Source organism: Streptomyces niveiscabiei, assembly GCF_033794345.1.
GTDB lineage: Bacteria > Actinomycetota > Actinomycetes > Streptomycetales > Streptomycetaceae > Streptomyces > Streptomyces niveiscabiei.
Genome location: NZ_JARAYJ010000020.1, coordinates 35,313 through 48,825, shown reverse-complemented (window position 1 = coordinate 48,825; position 13,513 = coordinate 35,313). Strand labels below are relative to the sequence as shown.

10 protein-coding genes are annotated in these 13,513 nt (G+C 68.8%); 5 read left to right on the top strand and 5 right to left on the bottom strand.

The features are described 5' to 3' along the window. Positions 1-112: 112 nt before the first annotated feature. Both PV682_RS25620 and PV682_RS25615 read right to left on the bottom strand, forming a co-directional pair. Complete coding sequence (locus PV682_RS25620) at positions 113-1,729, bottom strand: peptide ABC transporter substrate-binding protein (RefSeq protein ID WP_319733766.1); 1,617 nt, start codon at positions 1,727-1,729, stop codon at positions 113-115. Between the two features lie 551 nt (positions 1,730-2,280). Beyond that, positions 2,281-2,868, bottom strand: a complete 588-nt coding sequence (locus PV682_RS25615) for a hypothetical protein (protein ID WP_319733763.1) — start codon at positions 2,866-2,868, stop codon at positions 2,281-2,283. Between the two features lie 287 nt (positions 2,869-3,155). Here PV682_RS25615 and typA point away from each other — a divergent pair, with 287 nt between their 5' ends. Next, positions 3,156-5,063, top strand: a complete 1,908-nt coding sequence (gene typA / locus PV682_RS25610; protein ID WP_319733761.1) for a translational GTPase TypA — start codon at positions 3,156-3,158, stop codon at positions 5,061-5,063. A 60-nt stretch (positions 5,064-5,123) separates the two neighbouring features. On the opposite strand, the gene PV682_RS25605 is transcribed toward typA, so the two are convergent. After that, the gene (locus tag PV682_RS25605; protein WP_319733759.1) at positions 5,124-7,286 is read right to left on the bottom strand and encodes an ABC transporter family substrate-binding protein; all 2,163 of its coding nucleotides are present in this window, start codon (positions 7,284-7,286) and stop codon (positions 5,124-5,126) included. A 346-nt stretch (positions 7,287-7,632) separates the two neighbouring features. Between PV682_RS25605 and PV682_RS25600 the strand changes: the two genes are divergently transcribed. Genes PV682_RS25600 through PV682_RS25585 form a run of 4 tightly spaced genes read left to right on the top strand, consistent with a single transcriptional unit; the run spans position 7,633 to position 11,474 of the window. Continuing rightward, the gene (locus PV682_RS25600; RefSeq protein WP_319733756.1) at positions 7,633-7,914 is read left to right on the top strand and encodes a hypothetical protein; all 282 of its coding nucleotides are present in this window, start codon (positions 7,633-7,635) and stop codon (positions 7,912-7,914) included. 20 nt (positions 7,915-7,934) lie between these two features. After that, positions 7,935-8,768, top strand: coding sequence for a hypothetical protein (locus PV682_RS25595; RefSeq protein WP_319733755.1), 834 nt, complete (start codon positions 7,935-7,937; stop codon positions 8,766-8,768). A 16-nt stretch (positions 8,769-8,784) separates the two neighbouring features. Further along, positions 8,785-10,707 (top strand): fumarate reductase/succinate dehydrogenase flavoprotein subunit, encoded by a 1,923-nt coding sequence (locus PV682_RS25590; RefSeq protein WP_319733754.1) that lies wholly within the window; start codon positions 8,785-8,787, stop codon positions 10,705-10,707. Then, positions 10,704-11,474 carry a succinate dehydrogenase/fumarate reductase iron-sulfur subunit gene (locus PV682_RS25585; protein ID WP_319733753.1) on the top strand — a complete coding sequence of 257 codons (771 nt, stop codon included), beginning with the start codon at positions 10,704-10,706 and terminating at the stop codon, positions 11,472-11,474. The genes PV682_RS25590 and PV682_RS25585 overlap by 4 nt, the downstream gene beginning before the upstream one ends. On the opposite strand, the gene PV682_RS25580 is transcribed toward PV682_RS25585, so the two are convergent. Together PV682_RS25580 and PV682_RS25575 are read right to left on the bottom strand one after the other, a co-directional pair. After that, positions 11,471-12,394: a class I SAM-dependent methyltransferase gene (locus PV682_RS25580; protein WP_319733752.1), complete on the bottom strand. Its 924-nt coding sequence runs from the start codon at positions 12,392-12,394 to the stop codon at positions 11,471-11,473. The two genes, PV682_RS25585 and PV682_RS25580, sit on opposite strands and share 4 nt — an antisense overlap. A 128-nt stretch (positions 12,395-12,522) precedes the next feature. Then, positions 12,523-13,494: a phosphotransferase gene (locus PV682_RS25575; RefSeq protein ID WP_319733751.1), complete on the bottom strand. Its 972-nt coding sequence runs from the start codon at positions 13,492-13,494 to the stop codon at positions 12,523-12,525. Positions 13,495-13,513: the final 19 nt, after the last annotated feature.

The following is a 13,513-nucleotide window of genomic DNA, read 5'->3' as shown; positions in this document are numbered from 1 at the left end:
CGGGGGCACGGCTCGTCAGGACGGGAGACGGCAGACGGGGTGAGCAGGGGAAGGACCCGCCTCCCCCTGCTCACCCTGGTCCGCTGTTGGTCGGAAACCGCTCAGTTGCGTACTAGCTGAGCGTGACCGAGTCCCACAGGACGTTGTGACCGGCGACCTTGACCGACTTGATCTTGTCGCTGAAGCCGGCGTTCATCTTGTAGAAGTAGATCGGGATGTACGGCATCTCGTCGAGCAGGATGTCGTCCGCCGCCTGGTACTTCTTGATGGCGTCGGCCGGCGTCGGCGCCTGGTCGCCCTCGACGAGCAGCTTGTCGAAGGCCGGGTTCGAGTAGCCGGCGTAGTTGGAGCCGTTCGCGATGGCGTCCGTGGAGAAGATCGGACGGAGGTAGTTCTCCATGTCCGGGTAGTCCATGTTCCAGCCCATGCGGAACGCACCCTGGTACTTCTTCGCGTCCAGGTCGTTGAGGATGGTCTGGAACTGCTCGAACGGCTTGGCCGTGACCTTGATGCCCAGGTTCTGCTGGATCTGGTTCGCGACCGCGGTGACCCACGCCTTGTGGTCGCCGTCGGCGTTGTAGCCGATCTCCAGGGTGTTGCCCGGGAGGCCGCCGCTGGCCTTGTACAGCTCCTTGGCCTTCGTCGGGTTCAGCGTGCACGCGTCGCCGCAGGCGCCCTGGCGGTAGCCGTCGATGATCGGGCTGACGAAGTCGTCGGCGGGCATGCGCGCGCCGAGGAAGATCTTGTCGGCGATCGCCTTCCGGTCGATCGACATCGAGATCGCCTTGCGGAGGTCCTTGTTCTGGAAGAGCTTGTTGTACTTCAGCGGGAAGCCGATGTAGCCGACGCCGGAGTCGGACTCGTCGAGCGTGCGGTTCGGGAGGTCCTTCTTGTACGTCGGCAGACCCGAGTTCGGGATCGTGATGTCGAGGTCGAGGTTGCCTGCGACCAGGTCCTTGTACGCGGTGTCGGCGTTCGAGTAGATCTTGAAGTCGATGCCCTTGACCGTGTACTTGGCCGCGTCGGGGTACTTGTCGTACTTCTTGACCTTGATCGACTCGTTGTGCTTGAACGTGCCGTCCATCATGTACGGCCCGTTGCCGATGGGGGCCTCGCCGAACTTCTTCGGGTCCTTGAAGAACGCCTGGGGCAGCGGGGCGAACGCCGTGTACGACAGCTGCGCGCGGAACGCGGAGAACGCACCGGTCAGCGTGACCTGGAGGGTGTTCTCGTCGATGGCCTTGAGGCCGGACATCTTGTCGGTCGTGGGCTTCTTGCCCTCGCCCGGGTTGAGGTCGGTCCAGCCCTGGATGTGGTTGAACAGGGCGTTGGTCTGCTGCGCGTTCTGCTGGTTGGCGCCGTAGTTCCAGGCGTCGACGTAGGACTGCGCCGTGACCTTCTCACCGTTGTGGAAGGTGTAGCCCGGCTTCAGCTTGAACGTCCAGACCTTGTTGTCCTTGGTCTCGATCGAGGCCGCCATGTCGTCGACGACCTTGTTGTCCGCGTCGAGCTTGGTCAGACCCGTGAAGAGGGCGTGGATGACCTGGGCGCCCTCGGTCTCGTAGGTGTTGCTCGGAACGAGTCCGTTCTGCGGCTCACCGATCTGCATCGAGACAGTGCCGTCGTTCTTGCCCGAGCCGCTGCTGTCACCGCCCCCGCCACAGGCCGTCGCGCCGAGTACCACCACCGTGGCTATGGCCACCCACTTGGCGCTCTTGGCACCGCGCATGGGTTCCTCCTCATGAGTCCCTAGGTTCACCGCATAGAAGAGCACAAGACATCACACCGTCACCGATGTCGGTAAGAGTCAGTGCCCCCTGCGCTCGCGAGCCGACGCCACCTGAAGACGTGGACCCGTAGTTCCGAGCTCTACGCGCCTAACTATCTGCCATCACAGATGGCCGAACCACACCCGCAAGGTCTCGGTTCGATCACACCTGCCGCCTACTTCTTCCAAAATCCGGACAAAGCGCTAGGTGAGAGATCCCTGCGAAACGGACTTGTTACACAACTATCGACGATAGGTGTCCGGATAGCGGACGCTGACGCAAAAAAATCATTTGCCAACAAGTGCGGAGGAACTCCCTCGACGCACCGGGCGGAACAAAACGTGACGTTCCCCGACAGGTGACCCGTCCTCCTCGCCACGATAGCGCCGCGCCGCCCTCCGGTGCGATCGCTCCGCACAAGCCCGCCCAGGCCGTAGGGAAAACCCTGTACGCACGAGGACCGGGCCCCTCGAAAGGGACCCGGCCTCATCACTCTCTTCTTACCGCGCCGTCAGCAGTACCCGTTCTTCGCGGCCCGCTTCGCCGTGCCCGCCGCGGGGTTCTCGGTGCACTTCACCGCGCCCTCGGCGTCGACGCTCCAACTGCGCGCCTTGCCGTAGCCGACGCTTCCCCACCCCGTCCCCCGGGAGTTGCAGGTCTTGGCGCTGTAGTAGCCCGACACCTTCTTGACACCGCTGAAGATCGCGTAGGTACCCGGCTGGTTGAAGTTGAACGTGATCGTCTCGCTCGTCTCCTTGGTCTTCTCCCCGGCCTTCGCCAACGTCCCGGAGACGTTCGCGTCGAGGCTGGAGATCACCCAGCTCGCCGAGTAGCTGACCCCGGTGGTGATCTCCCGGCTGGACGAGACGGAGGCACGGACCGTCGCGGTCTTGGAGTGCGTGCCGGTCGTCCCTGCCGCGATGCTGATCTGCTTGGCGTGCGTGATGACCCAGCTCTGGCTGACGCTGGTCCACTTGGCGCTCTTGTAACCCGGCTCGCAGACGAGCGGAGCCGCGTTCGCGGCGGTGACCGGCCCCAGCACGACCGTGGCGGCGACCAGCCCGGTGACGCCGGCGACGGACAGCAGTTTCTTCTTCAAGAGGTCCCCCGATATCTCTCGTACGAACGGCCCTGGTGAGGAGCCGTGCGAGGAAGCTAACAGGGGGCCTGGGAGGCGTCACGGCACTTGAGCGAGATCTGAGAGTCGGGAAGCGAGGCCGCGGATCACGAAAAGCCGCGGCCGGCCCCCGCCCACCCCTCCGCAGGCACCCCCGCCCCGAGCCCCGTACCATGGGGTGAGGCCGTGGCATGTGACCGCCCGGCAGGGTCCGCGTAACACAGACGTACGCGTCGGCCTCTTCCTCATACTCCGGGAGTACGTCCACTATGGCCACGCGCCACGACATCCGCAATGTCGCCATCGTCGCCCACGTCGACCACGGCAAGACGACCCTGGTCGACGCCATGCTCAAGCAGGCCGGTGCCTTCGCCGCGCACGCCGCCGAGTCGCTCGACGACCGCATGATGGACTCGAACGACCTGGAGCGTGAGAAGGGCATCACGATCCTCGCCAAGAACACGGCGGTGAAGTACCACCCCAAGGACGGGGCGGACGTCGTGACGATCAACATCATCGACACCCCCGGCCACGCCGACTTCGGCGGCGAGGTCGAGCGCGGCCTGTCGATGGTCGACGCGGTCGTCCTGCTGGTCGACGCCTCGGAGGGCCCCCTCCCGCAGACCCGCTTCGTGCTGCGCAAGGCCCTCCAGGCCAAGCTCCCGGTCATCCTGTGCATCAACAAGACGGACCGCCCGGACTCCCGCATCGACGAGGTCGTCAACGAGACGTACGACCTCTTCCTGGACCTCGACGCCGACGAGGACCAGATCGAGTTCCCGATCGTCTACGCCTGCGCGCGCGACGGCGTCGCCTCCCTGACCAAGCCGGAGAACGGCACGGTCCCGCAGGACAGCGACAACCTGGAGCCGTTCTTCTCCACGATCCTGTCGCACGTCCCGGCCCCGGAGTACGACGAGGAGGCGCCCCTCCAGGCGCACGTCACGAACCTCGACGCCGACAACTTCCTCGGCCGTATCGCGCTGCTGCGTGTCGAGCAGGGCGAGCTGCGCAAGGGCCAGACCGTCACGTGGATCAAGCGCGACGGCTCGATGACCAACGTGCGCATCACCGAGCTGCTGATGACCGAGGCGCTCACCCGCAAGCCCGCCGAGAAGGCCGGCCCGGGTGACATCTGCGCGGTCGCCGGTATCTCGGACATCATGATCGGCGAGACCCTCGCCGACACCGAGAACCCGATCCCGCTGCCGCTCATCACGGTCGACGAGCCCGCGATCTCGATGACCATCGGCACCAACACCTCGCCGCTGGTCGGCCGCGGCGGCACCGGCAAGGGCGCCGACGCGAAGGCGGCCGTCAAGGACCGCAAGGTCACCGCCCGCCAGGTCAAGGACCGCCTCGACCGCGAGCTCATCGGCAACGTCTCGCTGCGCGTCCTCGACACCGAGCGCCCGGACGCCTGGGAGGTGCAGGGCCGCGGTGAGCTGGCGCTCGCCATCCTGGTCGAGCAGATGCGCCGCGAGGGCTTCGAGCTGACCATCGGCAAGCCGCAGGTCGTCACGAAGGAGGTCGACGGCAAGACGTACGAGCCCGTCGAGCGCATGACGATCGACGTCCCCGAGGAGCACATGGGCGCGGTCACGCAGCTCATGGGCGTCCGCAAGGGCCGCATGGACAACATGTCCAACCACGGCTCCGGCTGGGTCCGCATGGAGTTCGTCGTCCCCTCGCGCGGCCTGATCGGCTTCCGTACGGAGTTCCTGACCGGGACGCGCGGCACGGGCATCGCGCACTCCATCCACGAGGGCCACGAGCCGTGGTTCGGCACGCTGACGACCCGTAACAACGGCTCGCTGGTCGCCGACCGCGCGGGCGCGGTCACCGCGTTCGCGATGACCAACCTCCAGGAGCGCGGCGTCCTGTTCACCGACCCGGGCACCGAGGTGTACGAGGGCATGATCGTCGGCGAGAACTCCCGCTCCGACGACATGGACGTGAACATCACCAAGGAGAAGAAGCTCACCAACATGCGCTCCTCCTCCGCCGACTCCTTCGAGGCGATCGTCCCGCCGCGCAAGCTGTCGCTCGAGCAGTCCCTGGAGTTCTGCCGCGACGACGAGTGCGTCGAGGTGACCCCGGAGGCGATCCGCATCCGCAAGGTGGTCCTGGACCAGCGCGACCGCGCCCGTACGGCGAGCCGCGCGAAGCACAACTGACGTACGCGAAAAGGCCGGTGACCCCTTTCTCGGGGGCACCGGCCTTTCGCGTGCGCGGGGTCAGTCCGCCGACGGCGACGGCGAGATCGTCGCGCCCTTCCTCAGGAAGCCCATGTCCTCGAAGACCGGGGTCTGGAAGCCGAAGGCGCCCGCGTTCACCAAGTCCTTGCGGGCGGCGGTGAGTTGGGGGCGCTGGTAGAGGGGGATGGAGCCGGCGGCGGCCCAGATGCGGGAGTCGGCCTTGCGGATGAGGGAGCGGGACTCGTCGGTGTCGAGGGTGGAGATGGCCTGGTCGAAGAGCTGGTCGACCTGGTCGGTGCCGACGCGGGTGTAGTTCTGTTCGACGTTCAGGGAGCCGTCGGCCGCCGGGACCGGCTTGGAGTAGATGGGGCGGGCGTCGGTCGCGGGGAACGCGGAGGCCGGCCAGGTGTAGAGGGCGAGGTCGTACTGGCCCGAGGCGACGTGGTCCTTGAAGTAGCTCTCGTCCGGGACCTTGGTGATGTCGGTGCGGATGCCGACCTTGGTGAGCATCCGGGAGATCCGCTCGGCGACGACCCGCAGGGACTCCGAGCCCGCGCCCGACGGGACGACGAAGCGCAGGGTGAGCGCCTTGCCGTCCTTGGCGAGGGGACCTGCGGCGCCGGCGGGGGCGGGGGTGCCCTTCGGGGCGTACGCGCCGGGGGCGGCGCCTTGTCCGGCGTACTGCTTGCCGTCCTGGGCCCGAGCCGACGCGTCGTCCGAGGGCGCCTTGTCGTCCTCCCCCACGATGTACGTCCCGTCGTCCCCGCCGTCGGAGTCCGCCGGCTTCTGCGGTCCCGCCCCCTTCTCGCCGGGCTTCTTCTCGATCACCGGCCCCCCGGCCACCCACCCGGCGTCGGTCAGCAGGGCCTGGGCCTCGGCGGTGTCCTGGCCGCCGAGCGCTCCGCTGCCGTCGGCGTACGCGTCCTGGCCCGAGAGGGCGAGGTGGGAGCCGACGGGGGCGGCGGGGAGGCCGAGGGGGTGCAGGACGGCGGAGGCCAGCTCGGTGCGGTCGAGGGCGCGGGCGACGGCGCGCCGGACGCGTTCGTCGGCGAGGGGGCCGTTCTCGCCGTTCATGGCGAGCTGCGTGTACGCGGGTTCAAGGGACTTGCGGACCTCGTAGCCCTGGAGGGTCCGCTGCTGCTTCTCCCAGGCGGCGATGGCCTTGCGCAGCTTCTTCGCGGCGCGGACCTTGCGGTCGGCGCCCTCCTCCTCGTACTCGTCGCTCTCGGCCTTCGCTGCGGCCGACGCCCGGGCCATCGCCGCCGTGAGGGACTTCGCGGCGGTACGGCCGCTGCCCGCGCCGGTCAGGGGGCCGCCGGTGCCCTTCGCGGCCTCGGCGATGCGGGTGGCGTCGGCGGGGTCGATGTCGGCGAGGTCGACGGTGCCCGCGGCGAGGGCGGCGGAGCGCTTCGCGCGGGGTACGGCGGTGAGGCGGATCTCGGACAACTTCGCGGGCCGCCCCCACCAGCGGGCGTTGCGGGTGAGGCGGATCACGTCGGCCTTGCGGTCGACGTCGGTGAGCGCGAACGGCCCCGCGGTGACCTTGAGCTTGCGGCGCGCGGAGTCGTTGAAGGCGTCCGGCGTGCCCATGACGTCCTTGGGGTACAGCGGCGAGAACAGGGACTGCCAGTCGGCGTACGGGCGGCTGAAGGTGACGCGGACCTCAAGGTCGTTGGCGCCGCGCTCGACCTTCTCGATGCGGTCGTACCCGGCGTTGCGGGCGGTCCAGTAGGCGCTGTCGCGGCCGGAGAGGGCGCGCCACTGGGCGGCGAAGTCGGCGGCGCCGATCTCGCGGCCGTCGCTCCACACGGCCTGCTGGTTGAGGCGGTACAGGACGACCTGCTGGGGCTCGGTCTCGACGACCTTCGCGGACTCCAGGTAGTCGGCGTCGCGCTGCGGGCGGCCGTTGGCGTCGAGGCGGTACATGGCCGGCAGGACGGCCTGGGCGACGCGGGTGGTGGTGGCGTCGGCGTCGGACTGGAAGGTGTTGAAGGTGTCGGGCACGTCGTCGACGGCCCAGCGCAGGGTGCCGCCGTCGGCGACGAGGGGCCGGCCGGCGGCGGCGATCTGCTGGCCGGCGAGGGGCTTGGTGGCCTCGTCGTCGCCGGCGCAGCCGCTGAGCAGGGGGACCGCGAGCGCACCCGCGGTGAGGAAGGCGACCGAGCGCATGACCGCGCGGGTGCTGACGCCGTCGTATGACATCGCTGTTACCTCCGGCTCCGCGGGAGGGCGCTCGCGGATCGACGTAAAGTCCGATCAACCCTTGATCGGATGTACGGGCGGGCGTACGCCGCCACTGAAGAGGAAGGGGCGCGGGGAGGTCTCCCGACACGACGGGGGCGGGGCGGAAGGTCACTCGCACGGCGCAACGGGAGCGGGCCGGCATGGCGCACTCGGGCGCCGCGCGCCCTGCGCTCCGGCGTAAATCCGACCCCGTGCGCCCCATCGGTCACCCAATCCGTGCACGGCGCTTCACACCGGGTGGTGTGACGCGCGACACTCGCAGGCGCATGAACGTCATGTCCGCCCACGGAAGTGAGGTCGCGTCATGTCCGTGCACGACGAACTCACGTCGGTCCAGCGCTGCCTCGACGACCTGGTGCGTGCCATCGGCCGGCTGGAGAAGCAGTGCGACGCCGGCTCGCTTGAGCTGCGCCGGGTCCGCTCCGACGTGACCCATCTGCGCGAGAGCCTGGCGCTCCTGCGCGAGGCGACCCCGGGTCCCGCGGCCCGCCGCCCCGACCTGGTCCCCATCCCCGACACCCCGTACGACAGCTCCCTGTGGACGGACTCGGACGACGAGGGAGTAGGCAACCGCCACCGACCCTGACCACCGAACGGGAGTCATCCTTGGCAACCGACACGGAACCCGGTACGGACCCTCATCCCCGCCGGGTCGGCGTCCGCGCGCCGACCCGCGCCGCGATCTCCGCACCCCATCTGCGCACCGACCGCTGGTGGCTGGCGCCCGCGGTCACCGCCGCCGGGCTGCTCGCGTTCGTCGTGTACTCGACGTGGCGGGCGTTCGCGAACGCCGACTACTACGCGGCCCCGTACGTCTCGCCGTTCTACTCGCCGTGCCTCGCGGAGAACTGCGACCCGATGCGCTCGGGGCCCAACGCCGGGATTTTCGGGGGCTGGTGGGGGATCTCGCCGGCGATCCTGATCCTGATCTTCCCGCTGGGCTTCCGGCTGACCTGCTACTACTACCGCAAGGCGTACTACCGGGGCTTCTGGGCCTCTCCCCCGGCCTGCGCGGTGGCCGAGCCGCACGCCAGGTACACCGGCGAGACGCGGTTCCCGCTGATCCTCCAGAACATCCACCGGTACTTCTTCTACGCGGCGATCGTGGTCGCGGGCATCCTCACCTACGACACGGTCCTGGCGTTCCGCGACGAGCACTACAACTGGGGCCACATGGGCCTGGGTTCGCTGGTGTTCCTCGTCAACATCGGCCTGATCTGGGCCTATACGCTCTCCTGCCACTCCTGCCGGCACATCGTCGGCGGCAAGCTCAAGCACTTCTCCAGACATCCGGTGCGGTACAGGGCGTGGCAGTTCGTCGGCAAACTGAACGACCGTCACATGCTGCTGGCGTGGGCGTCGTTGATCAGCGTGGCCGCCGCGGACTTCTACGTGTATCTCGTCGCTTCCGGTGCCTTCGACGATCCGCGATTCTTCTAGTGAGTGGGGCCTTCTGATGTCCGTGGTCGACCGCCAGGAGTGGGACGTCGTCGTGATCGGGGCCGGCGGCGCCGGGCTGCGCGCCGCGATCGAGGCGCGCGAGCGCGGCGCCCGTACGGCCGTGATCTGCAAGTCGCTGTTCGGCAAGGCGCATACGGTGATGGCGGAGGGCGGCATCGCGGCGGCGATGGGGAACGTCAACTCCGGCGACGACTGGCAGGTCCACTTCCGCGACACGATGCGCGGCGGCAAGTTCCTCAACCAGTGGCGGATGGCCGAGCTGCACGCGCGCGAAGCCCCGGACCGGGTCTGGGAGCTGGAGACCTGGGGCGCCCTCTTCGACCGGACGAAGGACGGCCGGATCTCGCAGCGCAACTTCGGCGGCCACGAGTACCCGCGCCTCGCGCACGTCGGCGACCGCACCGGCCTGGAGCTGATCCGCACGCTGCAACAGCGGGTCGTCGGCCTCCAGCAGGAGGACCACAAGGAGACCGGCGACTACGAGTCGGGGCTGAAGGTCTTTCAGGAACACACCGTCACCCGGCTGTTGAAGTCCCCGGACGGCCGGATCTCCGGGGTCTTCGCCTACGACCGTGAGACGGGCCGCTTCCTCGTGCTGGAGGCGCCGGCCGTGGTGATCGCGACCGGCGGCATCGGCAAGTCGTTCAAGGTGACGTCCAACTCCTGGGAGTACACCGGCGACGGCCACGCCCTCGCGCTGCTCGCCGGGGCGCCGCTGCTCAACATGGAGTTCGTGCAGTTCCATCCGACCGGCATGGTCTGGCCGCCGTCCGTGAAGGGCATCCTCGTCACCGAGTCGGTGCGCGGGGACGGCGGGGTGCTGCGCAACTCCGAGGGCAAGCGGTTCATGTTCGACTACATCCCGGACGTCTTCAAGGAGAAGTACGCCGAGTCCGAGGCGGAGGGCGACCGTTGGTACGACGACCCCGACAACAACCGCCGCCCGCCTGAGCTGTTGCCCCGCGACGAGGTCGCCCGCGCGATCAACTCCGAGGTCAAGGCGGGCCGGGGCTCCCCGCACGGCGGGGTCTTCCTGGACGTGTCGACCCGGATGCCGGCCGAGGTGATCCGGCGCCGGCTGCCGTCCATGTACCACCAGTTCAAGGAGCTGGCGGACGTCGACATCACGGCCGAGGCGATGGAGGTCGGGCCGACGTGTCACTACGTGATGGGCGGCATCGCCGTCGACTCCGACACGGCCGCCGCTCGCGGGGTGCCGGGGCTGTTCGCGGCGGGGGAGGTCGCCGGCGGGATGCACGGGTCGAACCGGCTCGGCGGCAACTCCCTGTCGGACCTGCTGGTGTTCGGGCGCAGGGCGGGGTGGCACGCGGCGAACTACGTGGACGACCTGGAAGCGCGGCCAGTGACAGAGGAGACGGCGATCGACGCGGCGGCTGCGGAGGCGCTCAGGCCGTTCTCGGCGGAGGAACACCCCGACACGGACACCACCCCCGAGAACCCCTACACCCTCCACCAGGAACTCCAGCAGGCCATGAACGACCTCGTCGGGATCATCCGCCGCCAGGGCGAGATGGAACAAGCCCTGGGGAAACTCGCCGAGTTGAGGGTCCGTGCCCGGCGCGCCGGGGTCGAGGGGCACCGGCAGTTCAACCCGGGCTGGCACCTCGCCCTGGACCTGCGCAACATGCTGCTGGTCAGCGAGTGCGTGGCGCGGGCGGCGCTGGAGCGTACCGAGTCGCGGGGCGGCCACACCCGCGAGGACCACCCGACGATGGAGCGGTCCTGGCGCAACGTCAATCTCCTGTGCCAACTCACCGACCCCAAGGGCGAGTTGACCGAGCGCGACCAGATCACCCTGACCCGTGAGACGACCACCCCCATCCGCCCCGACCTGCTCGCCCTCTTCGACAAGGAGGAGCTGGTCAAGTACCTCGCCGAAGAGGAGCTGTACGAGTGAGTGGATACGAGGCCCGCTTCAAGGTGTGGCGGGGTGACGTCGGAGGCGGCGGCCTGGAGGACTTCACCGTCGAGGTCAACGAGGGCGAGGTCGTGCTGGACATCATCCACCGCCTCCAGGCAACGCAGGCACCGGACCTGGCGGTGCGCTGGAACTGCAAGGCGGGCAAGTGCGGTTCGTGCTCGGCGGAGGTCAACGGCCGCCCGAGGCTGATGTGCATGACCCGCATGTCGGTGTTCGAGCGGACGGAGACGATCACGGTCACGCCGCTGCGGGCCTTCCCGGTCGTCCGCGATCTGGTGACGGACGTCGGCTTCAACTACCAGAAGGCGAGGGAGGTTCCGGCGTTCGTGCCGCCCGCCGGGGTCGCTCCCGGCGAGTACCGGATGATGCAGGAGGACGTGGACCGCTCGCAGGAGTTCCGCAAGTGCATCGAGTGCTTCCTCTGCCAGGACACGTGCCATGTCGTCCGGGACCACGAGGAGAACAAGACGGCGTTCGCGGGACCCCGATTCCTCATGCGGGTCGCCGAGTTGGACATGCACCCGCTGGACGCGGCCCAGGAGTCCGGCCTGGACCGCAAGACGACGGCCCAGGACGAACACGGCCTCGGCTACTGCAACATCACCAAGTGCTGTACGGAGGTCTGCCCCGAGGGCATCCACATCACCGACAACGCGCTGATCCCGCTGAAGGAGCGGGCCGTCGACCGCAAGTACGACCCGCTGGTGTGGCTCGGCAACAAGATCCGCCGCAGGACGCCTTAGGACTTCTTCGCCCGCAGGTACCCCGAGTGCGCCACGGAACCGAGGAATTCGAGCCGGGTCCCCCCGGCCATGTGCTTGTCGAACGCCTCTTTGATCCCGGGCCACTTGGGGTGACCGAAGTCGTCGAGGACGACGATCCCGCCCGGCGCGATGATCTCCTCGACCCACTCCAGGTCCTGCGCGACCCCGTTCGCGGAGTGGTCGCCGTCGACGATGACCACGCCGTACTTCCGGTCGGAGACCAGCGCACGGACCTCGGGGTCCTCGGAGAAGCCCTGCTGGACGCGGGCGGAGGTGCCCGCGTCGCCGGCCAGCGCGAGGTTGGTGCGGACGGCCGCGCCGCGCACCGGCGTGCCCGTCGCGTCGTCGCCCATCGTCGTGCCCGGCTGGAGCTGCGTGCCCGCCAGCGGGTCGACGATCGTGAGCTTCGGGTCGCGGCCCGCGCGCTCCATCATGCGGATCAGGGCCGCGCTGAACATGCCGTACAGCGTGCCGATCTCCAGGATCTCGTCGTTCGGCGGGTCCAGGAGGGGGACGGCGGAGAGCTTGCCGACGATGTTCATCGTGCCGCCCGCGATCCGGCCGACGCCGAGCGCCTCCACGGCGATCAGCAGCCGGAACGCCTGGGCGACGGCCCGCTCGGCGCCCTCGCGGTCGCCGGTCACCACCGTCAGCTCGTTGATCGCCTTGTCGAGGTGCTCGCCGCCCGGCATCCGGGAGACGCCGCGCCCGGTGCCGTCGAAGAAGAGTTCCATCGGGCGCTGGCGATCGCGCAGCTGCTTCAGCTCCCGCTGGATGTCCGCCGCCGGGCCGGCGCTCTTCACGGCCTTGCGGACCTGGCGTTCGATGCGCTGGTCGATGAGTTCCGCCGCCGGGCGCAGCGCGCGGCGAACAGCCTTGCTGGTGAGTAGCGATCGCATCAGGGTGGATCCCTCACAGAGTTCGGAGATGTGGACGCTAGGGCGTGCGCATGAGCCGCACAACCAACGCGTGGATCCCTGACGGCGAAGCCGGTATGAACTTCCGGTGAAGCTTGCGGCGGGCGGTTTCAGCGGGTGTCGTCCAGGAGACGCAGCACCTCTCCCAGATTGTGCTCCGCGATGCCCCGCATGAACCCGGGGTTGGGGAAATCTCCCCCGATCAAGGTCAACGGGCCGCTGACCAGGCTGAGATGCATGCACAGGCGGTACAGCCGGAGTCTGTCCGCGTCCAGTTCGGGGTGCGGGAGGCGCTCGTACCAGTTCCCGAAGCGCAGCTTGAGGAAGACATGCTCCTGCTCCAGGTCGAAGTACATCAGCCCTTCGATGTCGATCAGCACCGGCTCGCCGTCCTCGGTCAACAGGACGTGATCCGCGCCGAGTTCGCCATGGATCAACGCGTGCCGCTCACGCGGCTGCACGGCCCGGTAGAGACTCCCGATCCGCTCGGCGAGGGGTTCCCGTACGGCGGCGAGGCGGGGTTCCCGTGCGACTCCCTTGGCCAGCTCCCTCAACGCCCCTTCGTAGACGACCTGTTCGCACGAGGTCCCGTTCGAGACGCCGCCCGCGTCGACGAGGGCGACCTTCCCGTAGCGGGGGTTCTCCTGTGCGTGCATGACCCGCAGGGCTTCCGCGAGGCGGTCCAACGCCGGGTGCCCCGGGTCGCGTTGGAGGGCGTCCTCCAGGGTCCCGCCCGTCACGTCCTCGGCCACCACCGTGTCCGTTCCGACGTGCAGGATGCGTGGGGTGCGGATGCCTGCGGCGGTGAGGCGGTCGTGGGCCGCCACGAGGAGGTCTTGGCCGGTCGCCGGGGAGAACGGGTGGCGGGGGTCGGGGGGTTGAGTCTGGTCCCAGTAGTTTTCGTCGGGGGACCAGATGTAGGCGATGGCGGTGCGGCCGTCGTCCAGGTGGAGCCGGTAGACGCCTTTCTTGGAACCGCCGCGAAGACGTTCGGAGCGGAGGAGTCGGCGGTGGGGTCCGAAGGCTTCGCGAGCGAGGGGGGCGAGGTCGGGGGTGGTGAGGTGGGTTCGGGGAGAGTGCATCGGCGGAGTCTTGCGGAGC

Bases quoted from the DNA above. Each gene is read 5' to 3' on its own strand.
- PV682_RS25620 (WP_319733766.1), bottom strand. From the start codon at position 1,729: ATGCGCGGTGCCAAGAGCGCCAAGTGGGTGGCCATAGCCACGGTGGTG.
- typA (WP_319733761.1), top strand. From the start codon at position 3,156: ATGGCCACGCGCCACGACATCCGCAATGTCGCCATCGTCGCCCACGTC.
- PV682_RS25605 (WP_319733759.1), bottom strand. From the start codon at position 7,286: ATGTCATACGACGGCGTCAGCACCCGCGCGGTCATGCGCTCGGTCGCC.
- PV682_RS25600 (WP_319733756.1), top strand. From the start codon at position 7,633: ATGTCCGTGCACGACGAACTCACGTCGGTCCAGCGCTGCCTCGACGAC.
- PV682_RS25590 (WP_319733754.1), top strand. From the start codon at position 8,785: ATGTCCGTGGTCGACCGCCAGGAGTGGGACGTCGTCGTGATCGGGGCC.
- PV682_RS25580 (WP_319733752.1), bottom strand. From the start codon at position 12,394: ATGCGATCGCTACTCACCAGCAAGGCTGTTCGCCGCGCGCTGCGCCCG.
- PV682_RS25575 (WP_319733751.1), bottom strand. From the start codon at position 13,494: ATGCACTCTCCCCGAACCCACCTCACCACCCCCGACCTCGCCCCCCTC.